Below are 26,448 nucleotides of genomic sequence, written 5' to 3' on the forward strand. Positions count from 1 at the left end.
TTTTGATACGGTTATGATACCGTCCTGTGTGTAAGTAAATATTGCGACCGCAGTCGTGGTAAGAATACTTGCTGCTAATAAACCAACCGCAAACCACATGGTGATTGCCATTGTCTTATCCTTCATACCGTGAAAGACTGGCCAAGCGAAGTTTTTTCAATATCGATTTCCTGCTGAATGAACGACGTTGGGATTGTTGGTTTTTTCAGATTAGTATCATTTAATGCCCCCTGGAATATGGGCCATAATTTTGTGATCCCCAAACCTAATGCAACTAAACCTAATGCGAGCCAAACTAAATAAGCCATCGTCTTGTCCTTCATGTATGTACCTCTCTCCTTTTATAAAATACTCGGTTTTTTAAATTCCACTGAATCGATAATTCCACTGATAATGGGCCATAAAATTAATGATGCTGTAACAATTACAATGATCCCGATACAAATCCAAAATGCATATGCATAGCCTTCTTGCCCTCGTCCGAATTTCATTTTTAAACCTTCTTTACCAAGTAAGGTTGGTACGAATTATGTTTACGTAAAGCATGATGAGTACTATCATCATCAAAAAGGTTAAAGCTGACGGTAAGGCATTAAAAACATTTGCAATATCCCCTATAAACCCCCACCTCCTTAAATATTGATCGCTTGAAATTTTGGTAATGATCTTCCCTTGTTCCTTCAGAAAATGTACGGCACTTTCGCTATCCAGACCCTCAGTTGTTAAAATAATCGTTCGTACATCGGAAATGAAAAGGTGATCCTCTGGGAATTGTTGAACGAGCCAGGTTAACCCATTTTCAAGGCTTTCTTCATTCGTTCTTTGTCCCAAAATCAAAATTTCCTTTTCAAGATACTGAAAATGACTAGATACTTGATTACAAAAGGCCCAAAACTGGACATGAGCAGATTTTTTCATACGATTGTTCTCGTATAACCGAAGAAAAGAAATAAGTTCACCGTCTTTTCTTATCATCCGCCTCTCATGTAATTTTTTAAGCAGCCAACCACTCGGTAAGTATCTTGATGGGCTAGTTAAGAGCAACGCAACAAGTGCATATATGACAGGTCCTATCGTTATCTCTTCCAACCGTACGTAGTTAGAGATGTACGTCAAAAATAAAAATAGGATAGGAACACCATACCGAAGCATATTGAAGATCTTAGAAGGGATTTTCCACCCTGCGTCTTCTAACAGCTGCTGAAGTCGTTCATCATGAAGTGTGTTGACTAACTTATTGGGATCAAACCGTTGCCTAAATCGGAGTTTCGCTTTAAGAGGATCATCCGAAACGGCGATCAGGATTACCAGGTAAACCAAGCCGGTTAAAGCAGTAATTAATGAAATGGTTTCCATATATAAGCTCCTAATGGTAGTCTAATTTCGGCCTGGACAAGATCGTACTTATCACAAATGAAATAAAGATCCCTAAGAATATCGTTGTAATAAAAGATAAGCCGACCTTTGTCTGGAATTGAAGTTGGATATAAACATTAGGTTTCAGGAGAAATGCCATTGATGCACTCATAATTCCCAGTACAAGAATATTTCCATAACTTCCAAGTGCTATTGCGTCACGTATCCCAGATTTCACCTGCATAATGACGGAGCGTTGTTGCTCCATTGCATCGTTCAAAAATAGAAGAGATTCCCTTAAAAAGCTCCCGCCTTCCCTTTCCAGATATAAGAGATCTGAAGCTAAATTTGCTGCGAAAGTTGTTCCCACAGTTCGGCTGAAACGGTGTACTTCTTGCTGAAGCTCCTTTTCGTTAGCGTAATTGGCAAACGCGTTACTGAGCAGTTCTATAGGACGCTTCAGTACATTTTCAGCGGGTAGTAAATTGGCTGTATAGGTTAGAGCTACATCAATCTGGAAATTGGTGTGTTTAGAAAGAACCTTTACTACATCTAGAAGATCATAGCTACCTTTTATAACGCGCTTTTCATACCTATAACGTAGAAACAAATATGGCACGACAGATAAACAAAGGGCTAAAACCAACGGAAAGATAACAATTAATTTATCGGATGATGTATCGATCGTAACGCCGCCTTGAAAAGGATTATTAAAAGTAACTTTATTAGGGACTTCACCAATGCTTAACAGGCTCACACCAAAAATTGAAATAAATACGATAAGAGTTTGGACAACAAACTTGATAAAACTTATTCCAGGTTCGTAATCTCTTTTGACAATGTATAGAAGATCGTCAATGTGTTGATAAAAACGGCTTTTTTTCCTACGAGTTGCTTGAATTTCAATCTTTCGCATTCTGAGCCTAACTTGGTTATCAAATGCTTTACCTGTTTGTCTTATTGCGGGCTCAATCACCGGACTGATCAATAGCCACAATCCATAAAGCACTATCATATGAAGGGCGGATCTGATAATGAAATTCAGAACAATAATCAAGATAACACCCCTATTCTTTTAAGGCCATTTTAGCCTTCATGCTTTCTTTTATTGGGTTCTGGATTCTCCGAATACTCGCAAGCCGGGTTAACTCGCTTAAAAGCCCTTTAGTAGCCTCGCTGTTTTTTCGGTCCATTTTTTCAAGTAGATCGGCCGACATGAACTGATCATTGTATGCCCACGAGCTCTGATCTTTGTCCCAGCGCATAAGATCGTTCGCATAGACGCTCTCTTTCACTGGATCGTAATAGATCTCAGAAACCTTTGTGAGCTTTTTGGCACCGCCCTTCATCGGCTCCATTACAAAGACCAGTTGACAAGCTTTCAGCGTTGAGATCAGATGACCTTTAAGACTTCCACCTTGCCTCGTGTAGACAGCAAATGCGCCCTGATAAGGGATGTCTTCCGGATCTGTCGTATGGTACGTACCGATAAGACCATCATGGCCTTTTTCCCCTGAATAGTTGTAGAATTCCCACTCGTGATAGCGCATTTCCGTCATGAAAATGATGTTCGGGTCATGCCGCAGAGAGTCGATCCCTACGTTCATCAATTCTTCATTCTGCGCGATAATGGGAATAATTCGATGTCCTTTAACTATGTAGGGCAGGATAGATTCCGGATGTTTTTCAATCATAATAACCCCAGTGGATTGCCGTGCTGATTCCAACTGCTCACCTACGATGGTATTCGCAAACGTTGATTTACCGGAGTCTACCTGGCCGGCTACGATTGTATTCCGATATGTATTAATAAGGTGTTTCAGAGCAGATATAGCTTCTGATGGAATTGCTCCTGTTCCTTCCTGGTCTTCAAGAGATAAATATTCAACGATTTGCCGTCTCATTGTGATGGTCGTAAAACCCTCCCAAACTCTAGGTGGCACCCATACCGCAACCCGGATAAAGCGACCTGGCCACAGGGGATCGTTCATATTCAGCTCAGCAGATGGATGCTCTGCATCAACGTGGATTCTTGGTGCATTCCTCAATATTTGCCGTTGCAGCTGCTCAACGCGTTCTAATGATGACATCGGGTGAGGGAACAACTTGTAGCTGCCTTTGGTTTTAATGAAGATCTGCTGGCCAATAATTTGTAGACCGCTAGAGTTACTATAAGATCGGTCTGAAAACCATTTATACGCGGGTCCATATCCTTTCCACTCCTGATAGATAGCCTCAGTACGGTTTTGGTAAACTTCGGGTAGTTCACCGGAATATAGTTTCGTACGTTGGTACTTTTCAATTTCATTCATGAAGTAGGAAACAGAAACCGGATCTCCGAGCAGAGCATTACTATTTAATTTTAGATAGGCCGAATCTTGTCTTTCTAAGTTGCGTGTCATGTCTTCTCTCATGACTCGGATGTAATCATAAAAATTAGTATTGGAGTAACTTTGGTTTTTTTGTATTCTTGCTTTTAAGGAAAAGGGAGGCTGATTAAACATCAAAATAACATCCCTTTCTTTTTACTTTCTTCATTGATTTTGATTCCAAGACCTGATAGTAAATTATTGGTTTGCTTGTCATAGTCAAGCTGATCCTTTTTCCCAAGAGGGATGGGCAGCTGTGTAAAGTAATCGATCTTTGGAATCTCCATAAGCAGATGCGTACCGATCTGACTTGCAAATGCTTTAGGTGTAAATGAACTCGGTATGGTTGAAAAGTTCATGATGGTCAGAAATTCGATTGGTGAGAGATCCAAATGAGAAACCACGCCCATAATTTGTTCCATTCGGTGAATATGATTTGGCTGGGTAACAAATATACGTGTATTTGCCTTTTGCATCCCTACATACCAGGCAGCACTTTCAGGAATGGCTCCAAAATCAGCTACGATTATATCTGCTTTTTTACTTGCTTCCTGCAGCAAGTATTCAATCTCTTCCTCCTGATAATCTTGAGCATCTAAAAAATCGAAACTACCAGGTAGATAATGGAAATTCTCGATTTTTATAAGCGCTTGAAAGTCTGAGTCTTGCAAGACCTTCCCTGTAAGCCTTGGGCGCCAAAGATCCAGGCTAACCGTTGGCTGTTGATTGTATCCTGGATCGTAAAGGTTAAGGCCGAGCATAATGACGTTTAGTCCTTTATGGGCAAGACTCCGCGCTGTCGTGGCTGCTAGTGTAGTTGTACCGACTCCTGGGGCACTTCCAAAAAAACCAATAATGTTACCAACTGAAACATGTTCGTCTTGGAAAATGAACTTGATTTTGTCCGTAATGGTCGAAGCAGTAGCGCGGGGAGAAATAAAATGTATCCCTTTACTCAGACAAATGGTTTCTACATGTTGGTAACCCCGGACTCCTTTTTCCTTGTACTGGTACAAGACGGTGCAGTCTGTAACATCAATATCATCGATATTTTCGAGTGAAAGAAATTCACTAGTCAAAATTACAACATTTCCGGACCTCTGGTCTCTATCTGGATAAGTAGTTTGTACGATCGCACTATAACCAGCATCTTTTAATGCACTAACGGTAAGCTGATCGATTCCTATACAATAAACTTTCACTGGTCCCCCCCCTATTCCACACGAACTATCCAAAATTTATTTCCATTTTCGATTTCAGTAAGAAGTGCCTGTCCCTGCTCATTTGTTAATTTCAACTCTGGTGAAGAAACACGTCCTGTCGATGTCATACGCTTATTGTTGTTTCCCTTGTCCGAATCCGTGACATCATTGTTATCTTCTGTTCTCACGAAATTGACAGGTGCTTTTTCTATGATTGGTTTCCCTAAACTTTCAAGATCCACCATTTCCGCATCGATCTTTACTTCTGCTTTTGTTGTAGTAGATGTACTTTGCGTTGCAGTAACTTCGCCAGTTACCTTCATTTTCTTGTTGTCTTTGGACTTTACAACATATACATTCACTTTATCCTTTGCACGCAAACTCCCATTGATGGCATAAATTGAATCTTTTGAAATCGCAAAAATACCCTCATTTTCGCCGGGCTCGATTAAATCGGTATCTACGAGATAGCCGGTCAAGATTACCCCATTGGTGATGTTTACATTTGCCTTCTTTCCGATCGCGTCTTCAAGATTAGTCAATGCTGCTTTTGGGACATCCTCACGAGATACCTTATCTAAATAGACATCTGCTTCAGTTAAGGTATAATTCTTGGCCAGATAATCAGTAGATGTTTTTACTTTTACGACTGATTTGGAAAAAATGAATGGTTTTGCGTAGAGATCATAGCCTAGCAAGAGTGTGACACCCATAACCAATACGGATCCTGCCACAATATAGTTTTTTTTAATCTTCATGCTGAGCCTCCCGTTTCCTTCTAAAGAATGAGCTAATTTTCGCTGCCATACTAATCTTTTTATCTGGTTCATCCATTTTTATATCTGGAAACCAACCGTTCATAATTTGATGTAAAGCTACCTTTAATTCTTCATGTTCCTCAACTTCTGCTGTTCCATAAAAAGCAGCACTGCTCATAATTTCGCGTTCGACTTGGGGTAAGAAACTATGTTCCTTAATAGCATCAGCATCAAACGTTTTTCGCAAAAAGTCTTTTGGTGGATGTTCATAGTATTGGTTAAAAATCATGTGTACGGGTTTCTTGATTCCAAGAAGATAATTGTACAAACGACTTGGCTGATAATTGGGATTAAACATTCTTTCAAGCCTTGCCGGCTCACTGGACTGTACCAGGATTAGCTCATCGGCTTCATAATACAATTCATTCACAGCCGGGTTCTTCCAATGTGTACCGACATCTATAATCGTTAAAACAGCCTTCCGTGCGGCTGAAATGAGTTTCCTCGTATGGTCCTTATTCCAGCCTTTAATCTTAATGTCTGGATGAGGGATGTAATACTGAATGCCTTCCTTATATAACGGCTCTTTCGTCAGCATGCCTCCTTCTTTAATAATGTAAGGAATATTTACAAAAGATTGATGAAAATCTTCTTCCTCTTGCTCTGTCATATCTTCTAATATGCCAGGAGTTATTAAAGATCGATCAAAATGATAGGGCTGGTTAATCGGCAACTCAATAAGTGCAGTAAGATTGCCGGTACTCGCTACTGCTGCCGCAAGATTTCTTACTACAAAACTTGCCCCAGCCGATCGATCACAGCTCCCAACCAAAATTAGCTTGCGGTCCATACTAACTGTAGTCGGGCTCATTACTTTTTTTGTATGGTAGACAGTTTCAGTAATTAGCGTTTCTTTAGTAATGATTTGCGGAGCAATTTTAATTTTTGGTTTGGAAAATGCGTCCTTATCTTGTAATCCAAGCAATTTAGGACCTAAAAATGCCCTTATCTCAGAATAATTACCGGAAAAGGGTATTAGAGAATCCCCTAATTGCTCAGATATCTCGGCGAAATCTTCAAAATCGTCATCAACAATAAAATAATCAAGCTCATACTCTACACCGGTTATGAATTGGGCGAAATGATCACTTGTAGAACCGTAGAAGACAACCTCAATATCAACCGGTAATCGGTCTAAAAAACGCTCCTTCTCACTCTTTGAAAAAATCGCTATTCGTAACAATTGCGAACACTCCCTACAGGACTTATTGCCTATGACAATTATACCATGATACAATCATAAATAAAGGGAAATATATGAAATCAGGTATTTAATATATGTAGAAACCCTTTTAAATGGAGTATTTTTGTGTTTTAATAGGTAAAAAAGCGCATCATTAGTAAAACATCTTTGATTTTACACATAGGAAATAAGACCTATTTAAAAGGAGGTGTATTAGTTGCTAGCTGATAATGAAGAAATTAATTTGCTCGTTAATAAATTGAATGAAACAATGTCTAAAGAACGATCGTCAGGGAATTTTTATCTACATAATGCTGTGATGCCTGGGATTCATGCTCTAGCAGCAATTGAACGCATGCAAAAAAATGATTACGTTACCAAAATATTTGTTTTTTGGTTAAAGGAACATCTTCCCTCTTATTACCAAACTCACTTGATTCCTTACATAAAAGATAATCAGACATAAAAAAGAGTCCTAGCGGACTCTTTTTACTTGGTTCAAAGTTTAGGCAGCATTACCTTTAACCTCAAAGTTATGACACCCAGAAAAGTATTCCTTTCTGCGTTTAGAAGGATGAAGATTTTTTAATCAGCGATTGATAACTCGCTGCGTTCTATGACTTTGGACTCTGCTTTAACAAAGCGTTGAATCTCATCCTTAGCTCCTTGCTTCTCCAGCTTATCCTCATCGTATAAAGCTCTCTGCATAGTAGAGTCACGCTCTTCAGGTGTGTAAGGACCATCATAGAGTTTGATTGCTTTAAAATCGTGCTCATTTTTATACCAAAGAGTATCACCTTTAATTCTGAAATCCGAAACCGTGCTGTTTAGTTCTTGATCTGAAGGAAATTTACCTGGTATTTTATCACCGATTTCTTTAAAAAGGACATCTTTTAACGACTGTTTGGAAGAATCGGCAATTCGCTCCTTTTGGATCTCTTGGACCAGCTCAAAGCTTCCTCGGGATGTAGCCCCGATCAGGTTCCTTTTTTCACCAAAACTCATTTCTTCATCCATTACATAAGCCGTGGTTGCCCCTTTAGCAAAATTCTCTATGGCTGATGGGCTCAGCTGGTATTCTCCAAGCTGCTCTTTGAATTGATTCATATAAGCAATATTATTCTCAGGTTCCGGATCTGCTTGCAGCTCATTCACTTGGGCCTTCAGATTAGGCGTCAGACGATTTTCAACCTCTTGTCCAACACTCTCCAGCAACCTGCTATGGTATTGGTTATAAGCTGCATTCTGCTCTTTAGCCGGCTGCTGCAACTCAGGATGCTGACGGTCTTGGCCAATGACAAATTCTTTCAGTTTGACAAGCATTTCAGCCAGGTACTTTATCAGTTTTTCAACGATATCGGAGGTTTCCCGGTCTCTTTTGTGAAGAATTTTTTCAATACCCATTTCTTTGAGTAAGCTGCTGGATTGCTGTCGCAGCTCGTCTGTTACCGGCCCTTTATGATCCAAAATGCGAGTAACGGATTTAAAAAGCTCGGGGCTCATTTTCATTACATGATTAGCATCGTTACCGTTCGCATGATAGTTCTTAAACAAAGTACTGGCCATGTTTGAAATGCTTTTCGTATTTTCGTCTTCCTTACCTTCAGCAAGATCTCCAAGAACTTTATCAATAGCCTGGACATCCATTTCGTTCATACCGATTTTTATAACATCGGCATGGATCTCATCCCAACCGATTTCTTTAAGCTCTTTCATTTCCCAATTAGGCGATTCATGCACACGATGATTTTCTAAGTGCCGAAGTACATTTCCAGCCTCTCTACTTGTAAGCCTGCTGATATCTTGGTTGGCAACCTTATCTAATACAGTCGCCAAACGCAGTGAGTCCTCCGCTTTCAGCGTGATCCCGTTGCTGACCGGTTGTCCCCCTCGTAAATCTCTTAACTGTTTCAAGTTATCTTCAGCTATACGTTGGACGTGTTTAGGGGCTTTACCGATTTGGATATCACGTAACAGTTTTGCGATACCTTGATATGCTTGTTCGTTTAAGTTGATTTGCATGAATGAAGCAGCTCCTTTGATTGGTTATTTGTCGGATTTTTCTCTCTCTATTTCTTTCCTAATAGTTCATCCCAGCTGATATCGTTTTCTGTTTTCACCTCCTTGTCAGAATCTACAGAACTGTCCTTGATCTCTGTATCCAACATAATAGCATCTACCTTATTCGTCTCCTCGGTTTTCATGCTTTCTTCATCAAACTGGATGAGAATCGGTTCTTCAGGAATTTTCTCATGGGCAACATTGGTATCATCCACAATGAAAACTTCATCCTCTTCATAAGCGTCAGGATTAAGTTGATCTTCACGAGCTGCAGCAAGGATTTTCCCCATTATGTTCCCTTCTGTTTCTGTCTCCTGTTCACTCACAAGGATCGGCATCTCAGTCTTCACTTCCTCATTGAAAGGGATGGAAGAATGATCGTTATTTACTTGTTCTCTCAGACCGTTTAATAAAGGGAGATCAAAATACGGGGATGAATCACAAAAACGATATTTCCAATGCTGGTATTGTATTTTGTAAAGGAATACAGGATTCATTCCATTAGGTAATACAATGAGCCTGTCTTTGCCAAAGCGCTGAACCTCATCTGGAGTAAGGAGTTCTCTCTGTTGATATGAATAACTTTCCGTAGAGGATTTTTTTTCAAGTAGCTGGTCCCCATCTTTAGAATGTGAGGTATTCTGTACTTTGACTGTAGTTTTACCAATTTTCTTTGACAAATAGTCAGCTGAAGTATTATCATTGCAACCCAGTACTATCCAGGTATCGCAGTTTCCAGCCAATGTCTCCCAACCTTCACCATATTGATCTTTAGGTTGATTAATATCTTGGTAAACAATATTTATTTTGAGTCCCAAGCTACGCGATGTCGAAAGAACCTCTTTCAATGTACCTATCTTTCCGATGTTAGCCTTTTCCTCAAGAATACATCGTACTTTTGTAGGTAAAGATCCGCTGTGTTCAAATGCGAAATTATAAAGTTTGTCAAACATTTGCTGCCAGAACACGGTTATAAAAGAGGCAAATGTTTTATCGTTAGGTGGTATCATGATAAAAATAGCTGTCTTCTGCTTAGCTAAGTCCTCAAAAGCAAAATCATTCTTGGAGATCATAGCCTTTAATCCCTTTGAAGCAAGCTTACTGAGATTGGTTGCTAGGCTCCCAATGATGCTTGCCCGCATTTTATCCGAATCTGCAGTTAACAGAAAATCATTGTACCAAGAAAGAGGGGCCCCCGTTACACCGTTCATTTCAAATAAATCCTCACTCAACTCAGCGTCTTTAAGAGAATGAAGAACTTTAATGACATTTTCAAATGTATGTTCTTCTTTTGGATATAATTGCAACACATACCCCATAAGAGCAGCTAAAATATTTTCCTCTGCTTCTTCCCAAAGAGGATCACTACTTCCCGATTTTCCCTTTGCAACTTTTGAACCCTGAACGAATGCGTTAGCTGTCTTTCGAATATCGTCTTCTTCATCAGCATGAAGAGACATAATTGCATTCCAATGATTTCCACGCATTCTCTTAATGAAATCAAGGACAAAAACCCGGTATCCATTTTTCTCCAGATCCTTACGTGTCATATCATGCAGCTCACCTTTTAAATCAGTCACTACAATAGATTCACCAAGCATCATCGCCTTCGTTATCATTGGCAGAACAATAGAAACAGTTTTATTACTGCCGGAAGGACCTAATATAAAGACATTCTCATTTTTCCCCTCTTCAGGCGAGAGAGTTGCATATTTCCCTTCTTTCTTGAAGGGTATAAATCGAGTACCTTTTTTGTCTTTAGGTCCCGGTTCGATTGATCCCAATGGTATTCCGCTTTGGGACTGATAATACATATCCTTAATTTCTTCCTTAGTCATCCATCTTGCAGTTCCTCCGGAACCAAACTCAGGTGCTTCCTCATAATTTTCTTGAACGCTTATACGCCCCGACAGGGCATACTTAATTCCACTGAGAGCTGTCCAGCCCATGAGGCCGTAAAGGAGAGCGTTCAGAGGATCTACCTGGAACGTATCTTTATAGTGATCCAACGATAATCCTATCATTGGATCATTTAGTAGATCGCTGAGCTTAGTATCACCATATCTAACGCTGCGGATCATGCCGGCAAGTTGTGCGCCAATTGCAAATTCGAAACTTAAAAAAGCTCCAAGTTGTATCCAACGATGTTTTGACATGCTATTTCTCCTTTACTGATTGAATCGGAGACTTGATTTTACAATCACAGTCAGAGCCGGCGTTAGGGTAGATCAAATCATATACAAAGAAAATGACGAACAAGCCAACAAACGCAAATATCTTGTAACGTAGTGGAATGTTTTTTACCCATTGGATCAAATTCCTATCTCCCCCTATCAGTCTTCTTCTTAATTTTAGATTTTCTTTTCTTCAAAAATTCATCTTCATTTTCATATTGATTTCTCATTTTTTCCAACTCATAACCAAAACTATTGATCGCATTAGCAAGATATTTTAATGCGCCGCTATAACTAGAAGCATAGTCACGCTCCTTGATATTCTCATTATCCAAGTGTGGCTCTACTTCTCTGCTCATCGACTCCTTTATAAAATCAATATCTTCTTGCTCTAATTTGATTCGAGGTGAACGCTGGCCTGGAAGAGCATCACCAACCGCTTTAATAGAAATATGTACATGTGGATTTTTCCCTTTTTCATGAAAAGCTGCAATCCAATCCAGCTTTACGCCTTTACGGGCCTCCAGCTCGGCCATTACTTTCCGAGTAATATGTTTAAAATCCTTACCGGTCTTCTCTAGATATTGCCTATACTCATGTCCTCTCAGAGACAATATAGCTTGATGTACTTTGACTGACTTACTATGCTGTAATGCCGGATGTTCCTTGATACGTTTGAAGTAAGCTTTCCAATCTGCAGAATCTGTTTCTGGACTAAAAAAGCCGGCCCCATTCTTACTCAGCTCTGTGCTGCGGAACCCAATATATTTTAGATGTCCCTCAACACTTCCATGCTTTTGTCCATTCGCTCTATCACTCTTTCCAGCACGATTTAATGTTGTTACATATCGTACTTTAGCAAAAGCGATCACTCTGGAATATCCCTCTTACCAGTGAAGTGTTTAGCTGCCATTGGTCTCATCATTTTAAGTAATACTTCAATATCAACATCGGATTGATCTGGGCTCTTGGTTCGATTAACTTCGCGTGAAAGTAGTGTCATAGTTGTCATCAAAATCATCGCTACATCCATCCCTTGCTTTCCCCACATAGCAGCTAATCTATCTTCAAATTTCTTTAATCGCTCTGATATTGCTGCATCTGCACGGACCATTACAATGTCCACATTTTCCGCTGCAAAATGATTGCTTAATATTTCTTCAGCATACTGGCCAATGAACTTATCCTTTAAATCGGCTTCTTCGGATAACTTTTTATATAAATCATCTCGGATTTGGATCGTACTCTTGTGTGTCTTTTTCGTTTTAGGCAATAGGTCCATCTCCTTATTTTAATCTATCCTCATTTTACCATAATAGGACTAATTACTCTATTAAAATATTATTGATGAAAGAGAATTTAATATATTTACAAAAAACATAAATTAAATTACATCATATAAACCCGAGTGCGAAGCACTCTTGAGTGATGATTTACATCACTCTTTATCCTGCTATCCCATCCTAATCCGATAAATCGGACTAGGTGGGTTAAAAGGATCTTGGGGCTAACGCCCCTCGATCCTTCGCTTCGGCTACGTTACTTTTATTCTATACCCATCATTCGGCGGGCCTTTGCGAAACCACACTCACAACGAATTCCGATGAATACCCTCACTTTTCTATCACAAACAAACAAGACATGGTTGTTCCACTGAGTAATATTCATCTTAGCATCAATCAGTTAATTGTTTATCTTTGTTATTCAATGATTATCAAAGATTAACAATGTTTAGCATACAAAACCTGCAACTTTTCAATTGCCCCTGGGTTCACAACTCCTTCAGCTAAACGCTTAACTCTCGATAGTTCCGAACATTCCGACAAGGCCGTTCATAACGGCAGGTGGATTGCCTACAGATAACTCGCTGACCTAAATTTCATATTAGATTGAACTTCGGCCATGAATGCGTATCCCGGCATGCGGTTCTCACGCAACTCCTTCAGTTTCCTAACGATGAACAAATTTCCAGATCGATCCGCATATGGACGGCCGGGCACCGCCCGCTGACACCCGTTCCGATTACCGATATTGCTGCAGTTGGTCATCGCTCACGCGAGAACCCACTTCTCTCGCCTCTTACAGTTCGAATCTGAGGTTAATACTCCAGATTGTTCGGGAAGTATCCTAACCGAGCCGGCTCAATTAAACTTCTATCACAAATAAAAAAGATCCCGATCATAAGACCGAGAATACTTTTTTACCAACCTTCTGTATCATCATCTATCGTTTCATCAACCGCACAGCCAGGCTGCAGATCGACCCTATCCGGACGGCTAGACTGCGCTCGCCGGCACACGGTTTCCCGCGGCTCCTGCAGTTCTTCCTTTGCCAGCCAGGTTTCCGGATCAATCTCCATTCGGACGGCCAGTCTGCGTCTGCCAGCACTCGTTTCCCCCGAACCCTGCTAGGCTACGCTCGCCGGCACCCGGTTTCATCGCGGTTCCTGCAGTTCTACCTTTCGCTGGCCAAAAGCTTCTGGATCGATCCCTGACCACAGCAGCCCAGCTCGCCGCCACGCACACACAGCAATTGTTTCTGTCCCGTCCTCCTGCAATTCGCTTCCTAACCGGTCCGGCAGCTTTCTCAACCTTTATCACAAATAAAAAGATCCCGATCTAAGATCGAGATCCCTTTCTTACCAACCTTCGGTATCACCGTCTATACCAGCAAATGGTTGTAAGCTGTCTTCAATTTTCTCTTCACTTTTTGTTGGTTGAGGTGCTATCTGTAACGGCGAAACTTTTAAAGCTGATTCTATTTTTTCAGGTTCCTCAATCTTTTGAACACTACTAGTTGGTTGAATAATTGCCTGAACAAATGAAACGGCTTCGCTCGGGTTTCCGGGGACGATTGGCGGCCGTTTGCTTGGAATGAAATTTTGAAGGTTGCGTAATCCATGTTGCCGGATTTCTTGTTCCACCAAGTACCGAATAGCATCAGATAAATTCCCTTGATTGTTGTACCAATCAATAACGATCGAGTCTTCCTGATTGCTTGTTCGGATCCCTAGCATCTGGCCAGCGACTATTTCTTTGCGCTTTCCCATGCACGTCCCTCCCTTGTTAAATTAATTCTTTATTAGGAGGCAACCGTTTCTAAGTATTTCTTCTTTAAGTTCTGAAAAATTGGAGACTTCACAAAGATGTAGAGTCCGTCAGCGTTCATGTCTACGGCATATTCTGCCGGTACGTAGAACAGCTCCATTTCTCTTTCCTCGCAGATAGGTTGCAGTCTTTCCTCTAATTCCGGGTAGGAAAGAATGGAACCACCCCCATAAATCATTAGTACGTCGATCTCGCCTCTAGCTTTTTTAATTTGATCGTTAACCCCTTTGACAAAATGCGGGATTTCTTGATCAAGTGGTGTTTTTACAGCCGACAGAGCTCTTGCATGATATTTGTGACTCTTATTTTTGATAACATCACTTAGATACTGACGTGGGCTATCAGGGATGTTAATAGAAACATTAAACTGAAAGAGAGCTTCCTCTAGTGCATGTCCAACACCATGATTGATCCCATGCACAAAAATTGGTTTGTTGCCTTCCGTTATAGGTAGTTCGCTTGTTCCATCCCCAATATCAAGGTGAAGGATTCGTTTGTTTTGAAAATGACTGCCGTCGATCGGTGGCAAATCCTTTGTTTCACGTAATTTATTGATTCGTTCGAAAATGCTATCATTCCGGATCGCTCCGTTTTTATCGTATTGAATGGCAAACGTTGGGGGAGTTCCTTCTTTCGTGCATCTTGTGAAAGCAAATGTGATTTCAATGAATACTTGTTTTCTGCTACCCAAGTAAACTGTAACTCGATGTTTACCTTCCATGAATCGTTTTTCCAAAAGTCTAGCTGCTTCATCGGTGAACTGCGTCACTGGAATAGCAGTTCCCATATCCACCGTGACATTAAACGAATCTTTGGCTAGAATTCCGTCTTTTTGGTTTGTCTCAATTACGTAAGCTGCTATGTTAGCCAAAGTGTTTACTACCGGTAAATCATGAGTCGATTTCTTATCGAGACCAACTTCAAGATTAATTAACGGCCGTCCACTATCTATAGCCTTACGGCCTATAACGTACATTGCATTCTCAGCAGCCACGCTATTGATACTTACACATAGTTGATTCCAAATATCCTTAATAACACTTTCTTCGGTAACCTCATCGTCAAACAATGCTTTGCTCACTTTTACGAAACATGCTGGTTGTACGCGAGCTGGTTCCCCATTAATGACTATTTTGTGTGCGGAGTTTCCGATATCATTTCCAATTTCCAAGTGAATAGCTTTTTCAGCAGCCATTATATTAGCCCCTCTCATGAATTTGTAGCGCGTTTTTCCCGTTTTCTGTTACGAAGTAATAATTAACTCTTGAGTCAACCGCATCTTTCTCGATATCAACAAAACGTGCGCCCAGAAGACGGTGTAAGGTCTTGTCCAGTACAAGTTGAGATACCTTCAGGCGAAGATCTTTGTAAGAAATTCGCTGATTCTCATTGTTGAGGATGTCTTTCAACGTGTCAAAATGGACTTTCTCCAACCCTTCGATTAAATAATTCAAGGTCGGTTCATCATATGTGAATCCCAAACTGCGCCCCCCCTTTTCAGAAAAACGATATAATAATGTATTATATCATATAGTATATTATGTTATACATTATTCGCCTTCCCTGTTCAAGTAAGTTCGCAGAAAATCTTTTGGAATTTCATTCAGCACCGCGAGCCACTTGTATTCATCGTAGGTCACATACTCCTGGTGAGGGATAGCTTTATATTTGGCATAGAGTGATAGCGGATCCTCTTCATCGGGTAGAACAGCTACCGTGGTGGGGATTTTCGCTTGTTTGGCTATTAATTCCCCTGCTTGCAATGCACCATTACGGCCGGCTTTATCACCGTCAAACATAATTTCGATATGTGATACATTAAAGCTTTTCAATTCGTTCAGTTGGTACTCAAATAGCTCGGCTTTCCCACAACAAAAGGGAATGCTGTCTGTGAAGCCATTTAAGTACATTTCATAGCAAGCAAGGTAATCACCTGGTCCTTCTACTAAACGAACCTTACAACCCCTTTTGAGCAAGTGAGCGCCTAATATTTTTCTCGTTCCAAGGCAATAAAAATGCTTTTGATGTCGATCTGATAGATTCCTCCCGTACAAATCGATAATCTTTCGTTTGGAATCAATAATAGGAATGACAACTTGATTATACATCCCATTTAAGACAGATCCGTTAGGCGCAAGGTATGCCAGTCGGTTTTCAAGTAATTCTGCCTGCTCATAGCCCTTTTCTTTTAAATAGTCTACTAGGCTGCGGCCACCCTCGATAAATCCAACTCCGGCTTTCTTTAACGTATTTTCTCTAATGCCGCGTTTATAGAAATAATCAATGGCTGCACTGCGATTATTAAAGCAAAATTGGGCTGCATCCGCGAATATTTTACCGCGGCGCTGTACTTCTTCCCAACAATTATCAGACGTATCAATATTCATGAGTTTGGCCACATACGCAACAGACTCCGGAAAATTAACGCCCTTGGCCATCATTAGGAAATGAAAAAGATTCCCTTTGAACCCGCATGTTGGGCTATTACAGATAAAACTCTTTTTTTCTACGTTGATCTTACAATGAGTTGCATCACGCCCGCACGATGGGCATACCGTCCCTTTATTCCGCAAACCCTTACCGATCAGCTGGTAACCCAGGGACGCTAAGACACTCTCCACGTTTGCTTGGTCTAAAATTGTATCCACAACTTCGGGTTTAAAATATGGCAAAATCAAACACCTCTGACATTTGGAAGTCAAATTAAGAGAAACTTTATTGTGAGGCTCAGTTCATTCCGCTATACTAATAACGAAACCAATTCCTTTGATTGGTTCTCTGTCGGATTGAGGCCGCTATTGCGGCCTCTCTTTTTATTTATCTTTGTTTTTCCGTTGGCGTTCCATGGATTCTGATCGATCAACGAAGTTCATTCCAAAGATTAAATAACCAGTACGAAGTCCTTTCCTGATATCAGAGTATACTGCGTTATATCCTTTCCCTTCAATTTCTGCAGCTTCGTGAAGAGTGATTAAATTGTGTAACTTATCAGCCCTATAGCCGAGACGAAGAAGGTGTACGAGTGAACAAATGGGGCTGGTCGCATAATATTTCTTCGCAGTTCTTTCAAAGTACCACTCAACTCCATCTACAAGATCCGATAACGTCGGATCCTCTTCTTTGCCATAAAAGTATTCGAGCATTCTTCTTACATCCTCTTCTACCTGGTGCGAATAGTTCTGTAGAGCTCTTAGATCACCATCCCCAATAGCGAGTAAATCACGAAGCTTTTGTTCAAATATTCTCATTTCAGTTGAAAAAAAATTCATCTTAAAATTACCTCCTATCATAAAATGATAAACTTTGAATATCAATGATTTTCATTGTTAATCAAAGATAAACTTTGTTAACATAAAAATTACAACAAAATGTTTATCTTTGTTAAACAATGATTAACAATCTCTAATGAATATTATACGATACAATATAATACAATACAATATAAATGTATCAAGTATTTTTGTTAATCTTTGATAAGTTATCAGCCGTTATCAAACAATTCGAATAACCATGATTGCTATCAAATTTTTTCGTCAACTCTTGATAACCATCATTTATTACCTTGTAATAACAAATGATATTTAATGATAGCAAATATTAATAAATATTCTATTGATAGACGTGTAAATGCGTTATACTGATGTTATATAAGTAAAGGAGGTCGGAATTTTGACAATCGCAGCAAATATGGGCGCTCAGATCGAATTAGAGTTTGCTAGTGATCCGTTGTATCGCTTACTTTCTGAAAAATATCCAAAGCATGAAATTATCGATCATTATATGGCGAATCTAAGTGATATCAAAGAATACACCACAGGAGAATTTGAGAGTTGGTATTGTTCTGATCCAGAAAGCGATGAATACTTATGTAACAAATCAACTATGCGCCACTGGCAAACTGAAACAAATGAATATGTAAAAGCAGAACGATCAGGGCCAAGTAAGCGAAATTTTAGTTTAGGCTATCAGAGTATCTTTCGTTTACGGATGATACTGTGGCTTAGAAAATACGAAAATTTAAAAATTGAAAAGATCCAAGAGCTTGTAGGAATTAAAGCAACATTAGTTACAGAAAATGACCAGAAAGCAGCAAATCAAGAGCTCACAGAGCAAGCGTTAAAAGGTATTTTAAGTACTGGGCTTTTTACGATGAATGAAAATGGTGAATGGGCATTGAACAGTCAGAAGTTCGCCGAGATAGTACAGTCCGTTTCACCACCGGCTTTACCTGGACCAACCGAAGATGACCTTGCAGCAATTAAAGAAGAGTTGGCAGAGAAGAACAGGCAGCTGGATAAGTTGACCGAAGAGTTTCAGCTGCAGAAAAGAGAACATGAAAAGCAAAACAGTAAAATGGATATTTTACACGAAATTCTAGAGCTACAGGCAAGCATTCAAAGTCAAGATATTGAGCTTCAAAAGGAAAAACTTTCGGAGCTTAGACGAAAGGATCCCGAGGCATATTTTCAAGCGATGAGCCAATTCGTCAAAAGCCAACGGATCACAAAAAAGAAAAACATATTTCAGCGCTTATTTACCAAGTAAAAAAGGTAGGACCCTTTGGGTCCTACCTTTTTATCATCGTTCACGATCAGAAGCCTGTTCATGAAATAGCTGCGTGAATTTCTTTTCCGGAATTCGGTTTATTAACGCATTCAAAATCACGTCTTTTAAAGGCCCTGTGTCAACTACAGACTGAACAGATGCCTGAAAGGCCACCTTTGGGGGTACATGATCCCAATTCAGCTCATAACCGGCATTCAATGCTAAACAACGAATGAATTCACGTTGTGTCCGTCCATTGCCCTCGCGAAACGGATGAAGCACATTAACCTCGGCCATATAGTGGGCTGCACGTTCGGAAAATGTATGGCAATCAGTGCTGACTAAATAATTCTCGTTTTTTAGATGCTTGAATAAATCCTTAGCCGATGGCTCGATGTATTGACATGAGGCAAAAGAGAAGGTGCCCTTTGCGATATTATCGGTACGGATCCGCCCAGCAAAGGGGTATACATCCTGAAAAAGGTATTTATGTATTTTCCTCAAATGGTCAAGGTCAAAATGGCCATGAATAGGCTGAAGATACAGCCTCGCATTTCTTGCCGTAGTCACGATATTTTCAAATCGAGTTAATTCATCCTGGTTACGAATTCCTGGCTTGTTGATAAGGACGTTCGTACCAGGATAAACGAATGCAGACGTTTTAGATTCCATTTCTTGAAAGTTCTCTGGCTTGTTTTAAAAATTCTCCCAACGAAATCTCGCCAGTCAGTTGCCGCATAATTAGATCACGCTCATTAGCAGCTAAGCCTTCATCTTCGATTGCAAGGGATGCTTCAGCATTTTTTAATGCCACAGAAGCATCATTCGAATTCAATTTCCTCAAGTTGATCGCCTCTTTTTCTTCCCTATACCTTATTTTAACATGATTAGAGCAAAGCTACAGAGAAAAGAAAAAGATTATTCGTAGTTTTCAATCCAACATCTCATGAGACGAACAGAAACGGTCTGTAATGGTCTTTAAAAGCATTAAGCGAACACTATGACTTATGACTATACAAAGGTCTTAGCGAGCGAATTTGAGGCGTCCTTCCTGTTTGTCATAGACTAATGCCGAATCGAATGTTTTATCTTTAGCCGTGAACCCCTTAATAACATCCGTTTTTCCGTTTCTCAGGAGCTTCCGGACCTGAGCTGAAGTTATCGGTTTACCTAAAAAAGTTTTTGGTAGGGTAAATTTACAGCCTTCTTTGTACCCACTGCAACCGTAAAATTTTTCATTTTCACGAACTCCTTTTTGACAAAGAGGACAACTCCCCAGCGACAACTCTTCTAAAGTAGGCTTTCGCGATTGAATTTTCTGATTCTCAAATTTCAGAATAAGGCTATAGGGCCCAAATTTACCTTGTATCCCCTGGAACATGATCTCCTTACCTTCCAAAAGAGCAGCTGCATGCTTTACCGATAACTTAATTTTCATATATTCTTTTGGGATCGTGATTTTGCAGCCCTCTTTGAATCCACTGCAGCCGTAAAACTCTTTCTTCTCGGTGACTGGCTTGTTGCAGGCCGGACACTTGCCGATAAACGCGATGTTTTGAAACAGGGACTTTTCCTTCATCCGTTCACGTATTTTCTGCTGAAGCTCATCCTTTGTTCCCATAATTCGATGCACAAATGATTTAAACTCTTCCCTTGTTTGAGCTGCAGAGCGCCGGCCTTCGGCAACTTCAGTGAGTTTCTTCTCAAATTCTGCTGTTAGCTCGATGCTGGCCAAAGGATGGTCATGAATCAAGCTCATAAAATTCCGACCCTTGTCCGTCAAGTAAATCAAATTCTTTTTACTCTCTATATACTCCCGTTTTTTTAATTCCTGGACAATAGTGGATCGGGTCGCCGGAGTGCCAATTCCTAAATCTTTAAGAACAGCTGCCAGTTCCTCATCATCCTCAATTTTTCGACCGGCCTTCGCCATCTGCTCGATCAGTTCATCCTCAGCTAAACGCTTCGGAGGCGTTGTTTTTCCGATTACCGGCCTCATGTCTTGTGCGCTTGCGACCTGGCCAATCTGGAGGTTTGGCAGGCTCGCAGCTACTTCGTCGGCTCCTTTTTCCTCTGACTCGGGCTTCAAAATTTTCCGCCAACCTTGTTCCAGGATAGAGACTGCCTTCGTTTCAAACGTTTCATCTGCAATTGTGGTTATCGCTGTAATTTCACTGTCCGTTCCTTCCGGATGATGGGCTGCAAGCGTCACACGCAGGATAATTTCGTAAAGCTTCTCCTCATCCTCAGTTAATTCGGCAGGAACTAACCCTGTGGGAACAATAGCATGGTGTTCTGCAGCTTTTTCATCATCAACAAACCGGGGTTTTCCCTTCAGACTATGAATATCTTTGGGAAACAAACTAAAGAATTTGCTTTTGAGGCGAATCGCGGCAAGATCTTTCGCCAGCTTATCGGCAGCATTTGAAGATAAATGCACACTTGCCGTGCGCGGATATGTGCAAAAACCTTTGTCATATATGCTTTGAAGGGTTTTGTCCGTCTTCTCGATGGAAAAGCCCAATTGTTTACGCGCGGCCTTTTTGATCGATGTAGAGTCAAGCAGTTGTGGTGCATAACGCTTCACCTGTTTTTCCTCAAAGTGAGTAACGGTTCCCGGTTGACCGGCTACTTTCTTCAGTAGGGCCTCGGCTTCTTCTATAGTATCCAAACGACTTATCTTTTCGTCTTGAAACCTAAACCATTTCCCCTCGTAATTTCCGGATGACGTAGTAAAGGTGCCTAAGAGCTGGTAAAACGTTTGAGATTTAAACCCTTCAATGGCCATTTCTCGATCATAAACAATCCGTAAGGTAGGCGTCTGTACACGACCTGCAGACAAGAGCGCCTTCTCACCCGATACTTCTTGGGCGACCAAGCTAAAAAAACGAGTCGCCGTGAATCCGATCCAGTAATCTGCGGCCGCCCGTATTCTTGCAGCTGCCGCGAGATTTTCATAATCAGCCGCACTTCGCAGCTGTTGAAAACCCGATTTTATCGTCTCCGAAGTTAAATCCTGAATCCATAGACGCAAAAGATTCCCTTTGAAACCGCATGCGCTGATAATCGTTCGACCTATATGCTCGCCTTCTCTGCCGGGATCTGTCGCAATCACACAGCTGTCAGCTTTGCTAAGCAATTCACGTATGACAAGAAATTGATCCTTCCGATCAGGATCTACTTCAGACAGCATCGGCTCCGGAATAATGGGTAAAGTGTTTAAGCTCCAAGTTTTGTATTCCTCGTACGAATCCGGGGTGCGTAGCCGAATAAGATGTCCAATCGCCCACGTAACAATATTGCCATTCTGAAGTTCTATGTATCCACGGTTCGCCTTTTTCACCCCTAAAACATCCGCAATATTACGAGCCATATCGGGTTTTTCAGCAAGAATTACCTGCATATTCTATACTTCCTCTCAACTTGATAATCTCTAGCAACGAAGTGTTTTAATTTATACTTACGGATATAGCACAAATTGGATGCAGGTATGACCAATTCTACCTATGCTCCTTATCTGTACAGATTAACCAATGATTAATTGTCTGGCGCCGTTCGGCCAGTATTGACCAGGCTTCCTGAATGCTCCGGATCTGCTTGGTCCGCCGTACTTGCTAGGCATCCTGCTCTCCAACAGTCTCCTGCAGCTGCTGGTAGATTTACATGGCCTATCCTTCCTTCAAGGGAAGAGTCCGGTGTCCATATATTTTTCTTTGCAGATGAATGTACTGCAGCCTCTTTACTTGCGTCTTGCCAGCACCAAACATAGGTAGCGATTGCAGAAATGAATAAGATAGCACCAAAAATTGCGTTCAGTATATCTAACATGTGAAGGCAACTCCTTTAGGATAGATTGGGAATATTGTTACTGGGATGGGTAGAGCTGTTCAACTTTACGATTAAGTGCTTGAATTAACAGTTTTCGCATAAGCTGATCGATCCGATCGGGATCAGCAGCTATATAGTCGTTCACGTAGCTTGGATGAACACGGGCCGCAAGTAAATATAGGTCTACCGGTACTTTGATGCAATCGCCTTTACTTAGCTCTCCCAAGTAGTCGCGAATAACCGTGACTTTAGCTTTTTTGGCCCCGTTATTCGTATATTTGCCGATTACAAGAATGGTCTTTCGAGCAGTTGCTCGGTATATAACCCGGATATCATTGGCCAATATGCTTACACTCCTTGTTTATGGGCCGGCTGTTCCGGCCCCCATTTTTTTAAATCCCGTTTCTTTTGCAAAAGTCAGGGTCAAGCTTCCGAAGTCTAAGGATTGCATTATTCAGTGCTTTATAGGGCATCCTCAGCTGATACCCATAACGTCCAGCAGATTTTAATTCTTCCAGTCGCTTCAACCGGGATATGTATTCGTTCCAAGCATTTTCCCAGCATTCAACGGTCGCTGTACCGCAGACGGTTACCGTTTTAGAAACGAAACCGTAAACCATTTCAGTAATCTGTCCGTCTGCCGGGTTCATAAATTTCCAGATATATTCTCGATCATTTTCACTATCGCAAAACCATTCCAATTCATCTTGTTCACTTTTCGAAAAAATCCGATCCAACCTTTTTTCAAGAGCTCTTCTTGCCTGATTTTGTCTTTGCTTCGTTGTCACAATAACCTCTCCTTTGGCTGATGCCCTGAAAGGGCATATTCAATAATTTGGAGGAAACCGCCCCCGATCGGGGAAGGGGCCCCGATTGGGGGCCGCGCATCCTCACCGGTTACGCTACATCTTCAAAGGTCACGCCAAGTATATGATCTGCGGCTTTTTGTGCTTGCCCAGCAGCTTGCACAATCAATCGTTTGTCGTCTTTAAGCTTTCGGAGCCAGCTGGCCACATAGGCGGCACTGTTTTCCATCGTGCTGTTATCTATGCCGGCAATTCCGCAAAGCATTGCCGCGCCGATTTCGGCGACAAGTTCTTCCTTGCTGTAATTCTCGTCACCAAATTCACCAAATTCGGTGATCCCCGGCCGGTTTAAGCGCTTCGAATGGCCGGTGCTATGGACATGTTCATGAAAAAGCGTGCTATAGTATTCCTCTGGCTTCGTATAGTCACACAACGGCGGCACGCTTACAAAATCTTGTGATGGCCGATAAAATGCCCGTCCAGAAGCAAAGCGTACAGGTGGTCCGTCTTGATAGCTGTTACAAATGCGTTCGGCTTCCTCAATTGGATCATGTTCGAAGGTTTGCTCGCTTCGCTTGCTCGATAATCCCTCACACTGTTTGTTAATTTCGAACACTGTATAGTAACGGAGAAATGGAATTTTCCCGATTTTCCCGGTCTTCTCGTCTTTTTTTTCTAACCAGGTCCAAAAAACCACAATGTGTCCTTTTTCATTTTTTTTAACTCTTCCGCCGGCTTCATTTACTTGTTTGAATGAGGCATACTCGCCCGGATCTAGCAAAAGCGTATTGATACCTCGATATGGTTTTTGAGTCTTCCAGTTTACAGCCCCGCCTACTACCCAGGGTCTACGCCACGGAACTACGCCTTGCTCTAAAAGAGCAATCATCCGGTTCGTAATCATGTCATAAATTTTTTCGCTCATATATACCCTCTCCTTGATGTGTTATAGTAGAGGGGCGAAGGCTCCAAAATCTTCGCCCCGGCCGAATTGCTCCCAACAAGCAACTCGGCCTTTTAATATTCTTCTGGAAGTAAAAGAGTGGTTGTGCAAAAAGCAGGGTCCGTAATGATCAAGAACTGTACGCCTGAAGCGCTGGTATAGGAAGACAGAAGCCGGGGTCATGCGTTTAAACGCTCCTCTGTGTAGTAGGCATTTAGCAGAACATCCAGCTTTTGTGATTGTTCAAGCACCTGCGGCGCGGCCGGGCCGTGCAGATTGGCCAGCGCATTCATTTGTTGCCTTTCATCTTCGATTTGCCTTAAAAGATCATCTTTCATACAATCACCCCTCATGCTTTTTTGACTTTTCAATCCGCATGGCATTGTGTCCCGAAAGGGCGTTTTTTCGCCTTTTCATGGCGAAGCTTGTGAACAAGAGCATAGACGGATCGTCAAGGGATCAGCACAAAAACTTTTTTCTTCCGATTGGAACTTCTACTTGGAAGAAAAAAGTTTTTTGCCCCTTGACGAGCCGGCTACGGCACTTAGAAAAAAACGTGTTGGGTCGGGGTCCCAGCGCGTTTTTTTCTTAGTGCCGTTGCTCTTGTTAACATGCGGAGGGAAAAGGCGAAAAAGCGAACAAATAAAAAAGAACCGGCGGTTGCCGGTTCTAACCTTACTTGATCTTTTTTTTTACATCGGAACGCAAAGGAGGAAAAGAGGTCCAATGGAACGTACCGAGACTTGCCTGGGATGATTTTGCCCAGGTTAGTCCCGGTCGTTCGCTTGGCCCTCCCGACTGAACGAACTGGGGGAGCCAAAAAATTTCTAAAAGCTCCTGGTTGCCAGAAGCAACGGTCACCCGTCTGTAAGAAAATTTCTTTTGCCACAATCAAATAAGGGATAGAAAAAGGCCGGGAGTACCCAGCCAGTCCATTTTAAAGTGCCTTTTCGATTACTTCTCTGCCTGAAGAGATAGCTGCATCGGTTAATCTACCGTTAATGTTTCTAAGTTCTGAAAACAACTCCTTATCCGTAGTCCCCGTTGGGAATTTATCTCGAATTTCACTAATGTGCCATGTAGAACCTAAAACCGTGTGCTCCGGCAAACAATCACGGATCCGAAGACCGTTGAACACAGCAGCAAACGGAATTAATCCATTCTCAGCTTTATGGATACCTTCCATAATTGTCTTCAGCACAGAGTAAACACGATCAGCATCTTCCCCTCTCTCAACTAATTGATAACCGAGACGCTTTCCGAATAATTGCTGATAAAGGATCTCGATCTCTCTAATAGCATCATCCCATCCTCCCCCAATATCCCAACCTATTTCACCCGATAATTCGTTGAACTGAATGCAAACATTCGTTTTATAATTACTTTCGTCACGAAAAGTAGCATCATAAAAAAATAGCCATTCTTCTCGATCCGCCTGCCGAACTTCATTTTCACAGAAATCGAAACAGTTTTGTTCCTCGAAAGCACGGGCGAAAGCGATAAAATCTTGATAAGTGAATTTCATGAGTTACCAGCTCCTCTTTTTTAGTTTCCTTTGCACCGTAAACGCACCACGTAAGCGCCGTTCATGCAAGTCTGGACATTGAATAAGGTTCGAGTGGCCGGGCGAATAATCCGGCCGCCGGATCTCTTCAGCGAATTCTCTCCGTCCACCGCGACAGCGGAGCGATAGCGGACTTGCATGAGTAAAGGCGTGGCGTGGTAAGTTGGAGGTGCAAAGGCAAAGAAAGGATTTGATAGGTAGGACAATGGAACGCTTCCGGAGGAAGCGAACCTTTCCAAGACAAATTTATCTCAAATAAAAAAGCCCTGGATAAAGGGCAATTTCATTGTGCATGTCATGCACTTCTTTTTTTACTGAGATGTATCGAATTTCCCTGACTCAATTTGACTGATAATATCAGTCAACCAGATTGCAGACAAACTCCTTTGTTCCGAATGGAACTCAGGAGTTTGTCTTGTTTGGAGAAATAAAAAACTCAAAAATGCAGTAAGTTTCTGTTTTGAGCCACCGGTTCTCCAAAGCCAGGTGGCT

At 41.3% G+C, this 26,448-nt stretch carries 27 protein-coding genes; 2 read left to right on the forward strand and 25 right to left on the reverse strand.

Annotated elements, in window-relative coordinates:
* Positions 1–122: 122 nt before the first annotated feature.
* The 7 genes from EDM21_RS21840 to EDM21_RS21875 all read right to left on the reverse strand — a co-directional run bounded on the left by EDM21_RS21840 (position 123) and on the right by EDM21_RS21875 (position 6,928).
* Positions 123–323 carry a hypothetical protein gene (locus EDM21_RS21840; protein WP_157338553.1) on the reverse strand — a complete coding sequence of 67 codons (201 nt, stop codon included), beginning with the start codon at positions 321–323 and terminating at the stop codon, positions 123–125.
* A gap of 181 nt (positions 324–504) precedes the next feature.
* A complete protein-coding gene (locus EDM21_RS21850) occupies positions 505–1,356 on the reverse strand; it encodes a hypothetical protein (RefSeq protein ID WP_157338555.1) in 852 nt (283 codons plus the stop codon).
* A 10-nt stretch (positions 1,357–1,366) separates the two neighbouring features.
* On the reverse strand, positions 1,367–2,413 hold the full coding sequence (locus EDM21_RS21855) for a hypothetical protein (RefSeq protein ID WP_157338556.1): 1,047 nt from the start codon (positions 2,411–2,413) through the stop codon (positions 1,367–1,369).
* A gap of 10 nt (positions 2,414–2,423) precedes the next feature.
* Positions 2,424–3,860, reverse strand: coding sequence for a P-loop NTPase family protein (locus EDM21_RS21860; protein ID WP_157338557.1), 1,437 nt, complete (start codon positions 3,858–3,860; stop codon positions 2,424–2,426).
* A complete protein-coding gene (locus EDM21_RS21865; protein WP_157338558.1) occupies positions 3,860–4,927 on the reverse strand; it encodes a P-loop NTPase family protein in 1,068 nt (355 codons plus the stop codon). The genes EDM21_RS21860 and EDM21_RS21865 overlap by 1 nt, the downstream gene beginning before the upstream one ends.
* An 11-nt stretch (positions 4,928–4,938) precedes the next feature.
* Positions 4,939–5,685: a CpaB family protein gene (locus tag EDM21_RS21870; protein WP_157338559.1), complete on the reverse strand. Its 747-nt coding sequence runs from the start codon at positions 5,683–5,685 to the stop codon at positions 4,939–4,941.
* Complete coding sequence (locus EDM21_RS21875) at positions 5,675–6,928, reverse strand: P-loop NTPase family protein (RefSeq protein WP_157338560.1); 1,254 nt, start codon at positions 6,926–6,928, stop codon at positions 5,675–5,677. Before EDM21_RS21875 ends, EDM21_RS21870 begins: the two co-directional genes overlap by 11 nt.
* A 217-nt stretch (positions 6,929–7,145) precedes the next feature.
* On the opposite strand from EDM21_RS21875, the gene EDM21_RS21880 reads away from it, so the two are divergent.
* Positions 7,146–7,394, forward strand: a complete 249-nt coding sequence (locus tag EDM21_RS21880) for a hypothetical protein (protein WP_157338561.1) — start codon at positions 7,146–7,148, stop codon at positions 7,392–7,394.
* Between the two features lie 119 nt (positions 7,395–7,513).
* Here the strand turns inward: EDM21_RS21880 and EDM21_RS21885 are convergent, their stop codons facing one another.
* The 9 genes from EDM21_RS21885 to EDM21_RS21925 all read right to left on the reverse strand — a co-directional run bounded on the left by EDM21_RS21885 (position 7,514) and on the right by EDM21_RS21925 (position 17,539).
* The gene (locus EDM21_RS21885; protein WP_157338562.1) at positions 7,514–8,950 is read right to left on the reverse strand and encodes a hypothetical protein; all 1,437 of its coding nucleotides are present in this window, start codon (positions 8,948–8,950) and stop codon (positions 7,514–7,516) included.
* Between the two features lie 47 nt (positions 8,951–8,997).
* Complete coding sequence (locus tag EDM21_RS21890) at positions 8,998–11,145, reverse strand: VirD4-like conjugal transfer protein, CD1115 family (RefSeq protein ID WP_157338563.1); 2,148 nt, start codon at positions 11,143–11,145, stop codon at positions 8,998–9,000.
* Between the two features lie 164 nt (positions 11,146–11,309).
* Positions 11,310–12,035, reverse strand: a complete 726-nt coding sequence (locus tag EDM21_RS21895) for a hypothetical protein (protein ID WP_157338564.1) — start codon at positions 12,033–12,035, stop codon at positions 11,310–11,312.
* On the reverse strand, positions 12,032–12,436 hold the full coding sequence (locus EDM21_RS21900) for a hypothetical protein (protein WP_157338565.1): 405 nt from the start codon (positions 12,434–12,436) through the stop codon (positions 12,032–12,034). The genes EDM21_RS21895 and EDM21_RS21900 overlap by 4 nt, the downstream gene beginning before the upstream one ends.
* Positions 12,437–13,801: 1,365 nt before the next feature.
* Positions 13,802–14,212 carry a hypothetical protein gene (locus tag EDM21_RS21905; protein ID WP_157338566.1) on the reverse strand — a complete coding sequence of 137 codons (411 nt, stop codon included), beginning with the start codon at positions 14,210–14,212 and terminating at the stop codon, positions 13,802–13,804.
* Positions 14,213–14,244: 32 nt separating this feature from the next.
* Positions 14,245–15,465 carry a ParM/StbA family protein gene (locus EDM21_RS21910; RefSeq protein ID WP_157338567.1) on the reverse strand — a complete coding sequence of 407 codons (1,221 nt, stop codon included), beginning with the start codon at positions 15,463–15,465 and terminating at the stop codon, positions 14,245–14,247.
* A 4-nt stretch (positions 15,466–15,469) separates the two neighbouring features.
* A complete protein-coding gene (locus EDM21_RS21915) occupies positions 15,470–15,751 on the reverse strand; it encodes a helix-turn-helix domain-containing protein (protein ID WP_157338568.1) in 282 nt (93 codons plus the stop codon).
* 69 nt (positions 15,752–15,820) lie between these two features.
* Positions 15,821–16,942, reverse strand: a complete 1,122-nt coding sequence (locus EDM21_RS21920) for a CHC2 zinc finger domain-containing protein (RefSeq protein WP_166542128.1) — start codon at positions 16,940–16,942, stop codon at positions 15,821–15,823.
* Positions 16,943–17,083: 141 nt separating this feature from the next.
* On the reverse strand, positions 17,084–17,539 hold the full coding sequence (locus tag EDM21_RS21925) for a hypothetical protein (RefSeq protein WP_157338570.1): 456 nt from the start codon (positions 17,537–17,539) through the stop codon (positions 17,084–17,086).
* Positions 17,540–17,939: 400 nt separating this feature from the next.
* On the opposite strand from EDM21_RS21925, the gene EDM21_RS21930 reads away from it, so the two are divergent.
* Positions 17,940–18,815 (forward strand): hypothetical protein, encoded by an 876-nt coding sequence (locus EDM21_RS21930; RefSeq protein ID WP_157338571.1) that lies wholly within the window; start codon positions 17,940–17,942, stop codon positions 18,813–18,815.
* 33 nt (positions 18,816–18,848) lie between these two features.
* Here EDM21_RS21930 and EDM21_RS21935 read toward each other — a convergent pair whose 3' ends face one another.
* The 9 genes from EDM21_RS21935 to EDM21_RS25135 form a co-directional block, all read right to left on the reverse strand.
* Positions 18,849–19,487, reverse strand: coding sequence for a Fic/DOC family protein (locus tag EDM21_RS21935; RefSeq protein ID WP_157338572.1), 639 nt, complete (start codon positions 19,485–19,487; stop codon positions 18,849–18,851).
* Positions 19,477–19,659, reverse strand: coding sequence for a hypothetical protein (locus EDM21_RS21940; protein ID WP_157338573.1), 183 nt, complete (start codon positions 19,657–19,659; stop codon positions 19,477–19,479). Before EDM21_RS21940 ends, EDM21_RS21935 begins: the two co-directional genes overlap by 11 nt.
* Before the next feature lie 180 nt (positions 19,660–19,839).
* Positions 19,840–22,218 carry a type IA DNA topoisomerase gene (locus tag EDM21_RS21945; RefSeq protein WP_157338574.1) on the reverse strand — a complete coding sequence of 793 codons (2,379 nt, stop codon included), beginning with the start codon at positions 22,216–22,218 and terminating at the stop codon, positions 19,840–19,842.
* Positions 22,219–22,680: 462 nt separating this feature from the next.
* Positions 22,681–22,986 (reverse strand): hypothetical protein, encoded by a 306-nt coding sequence (locus EDM21_RS21950; RefSeq protein ID WP_157338575.1) that lies wholly within the window; start codon positions 22,984–22,986, stop codon positions 22,681–22,683.
* Positions 22,987–23,035: 49 nt separating this feature from the next.
* On the reverse strand, positions 23,036–23,431 hold the full coding sequence (locus EDM21_RS21955) for a hypothetical protein (RefSeq protein ID WP_157338576.1): 396 nt from the start codon (positions 23,429–23,431) through the stop codon (positions 23,036–23,038).
* A gap of 109 nt (positions 23,432–23,540) precedes the next feature.
* Complete coding sequence (locus EDM21_RS21960; RefSeq protein WP_157338577.1) at positions 23,541–24,374, reverse strand: ArdC family protein; 834 nt, start codon at positions 24,372–24,374, stop codon at positions 23,541–23,543.
* A 197-nt stretch (positions 24,375–24,571) separates the two neighbouring features.
* On the reverse strand, positions 24,572–24,730 hold the full coding sequence (locus tag EDM21_RS21965) for an aspartyl-phosphate phosphatase Spo0E family protein (RefSeq protein ID WP_157338578.1): 159 nt from the start codon (positions 24,728–24,730) through the stop codon (positions 24,572–24,574).
* A 599-nt stretch (positions 24,731–25,329) separates the two neighbouring features.
* Positions 25,330–25,917, reverse strand: coding sequence for a hypothetical protein (locus EDM21_RS21970; protein ID WP_157338579.1), 588 nt, complete (start codon positions 25,915–25,917; stop codon positions 25,330–25,332).
* 350 nt (positions 25,918–26,267) lie between these two features.
* Positions 26,268–26,448: hypothetical protein (locus tag EDM21_RS25135; protein ID WP_235918322.1), on the reverse strand; the 181-nt coding region annotated here is incomplete at its 5' end.

This window comes from Paenibacillus lutrae (assembly GCF_009757775.1).
GTDB lineage: Bacteria > Bacillota > Bacilli > Paenibacillales > NBRC-103111 > Paenibacillus_F > Paenibacillus_F lutrae.

Coding starts and splice junctions, on each gene's coding strand:
- EDM21_RS21840 (WP_157338553.1), bottom strand. CDS start 323: ATGAAGGACAAGACGATGGCTTATTTAGTTTGGCTCGCATTAGGTTTA.
- EDM21_RS21850 (WP_157338555.1), bottom strand. CDS start 1,356: ATGGAAACCATTTCATTAATTACTGCTTTAACCGGCTTGGTTTACCTG.
- EDM21_RS21860 (WP_157338557.1), bottom strand. CDS start 3,860: ATGTTTAATCAGCCTCCCTTTTCCTTAAAAGCAAGAATACAAAAAAAC.
- EDM21_RS21870 (WP_157338559.1), bottom strand. CDS start 5,685: ATGAAGATTAAAAAAAACTATATTGTGGCAGGATCCGTATTGGTTATG.
- EDM21_RS21885 (WP_157338562.1), bottom strand. CDS start 8,950: ATGCAAATCAACTTAAACGAACAAGCATATCAAGGTATCGCAAAACTG.
- EDM21_RS21890 (WP_157338563.1), bottom strand. CDS start 11,145: ATGTCAAAACATCGTTGGATACAACTTGGAGCTTTTTTAAGTTTCGAA.
- EDM21_RS21905 (WP_157338566.1), bottom strand. CDS start 14,212: ATGGGAAAGCGCAAAGAAATAGTCGCTGGCCAGATGCTAGGGATCCGA.
- EDM21_RS21910 (WP_157338567.1), bottom strand. CDS start 15,465: ATGGCTGCTGAAAAAGCTATTCACTTGGAAATTGGAAATGATATCGGA.
- EDM21_RS21925 (WP_157338570.1), bottom strand. CDS start 17,539: ATGAATTTTTTTTCAACTGAAATGAGAATATTTGAACAAAAGCTTCGT.
- EDM21_RS21935 (WP_157338572.1), bottom strand. CDS start 19,487: ATGGAATCTAAAACGTCTGCATTCGTTTATCCTGGTACGAACGTCCTT.
- EDM21_RS21945 (WP_157338574.1), bottom strand. CDS start 22,218: ATGCAGGTAATTCTTGCTGAAAAACCCGATATGGCTCGTAATATTGCG.
- EDM21_RS21960 (WP_157338577.1), bottom strand. CDS start 24,374: ATGAGCGAAAAAATTTATGACATGATTACGAACCGGATGATTGCTCTT.
- EDM21_RS21965 (WP_157338578.1), bottom strand. CDS start 24,730: ATGAAAGATGATCTTTTAAGGCAAATCGAAGATGAAAGGCAACAAATG.
- EDM21_RS21970 (WP_157338579.1), bottom strand. CDS start 25,917: ATGAAATTCACTTATCAAGATTTTATCGCTTTCGCCCGTGCTTTCGAG.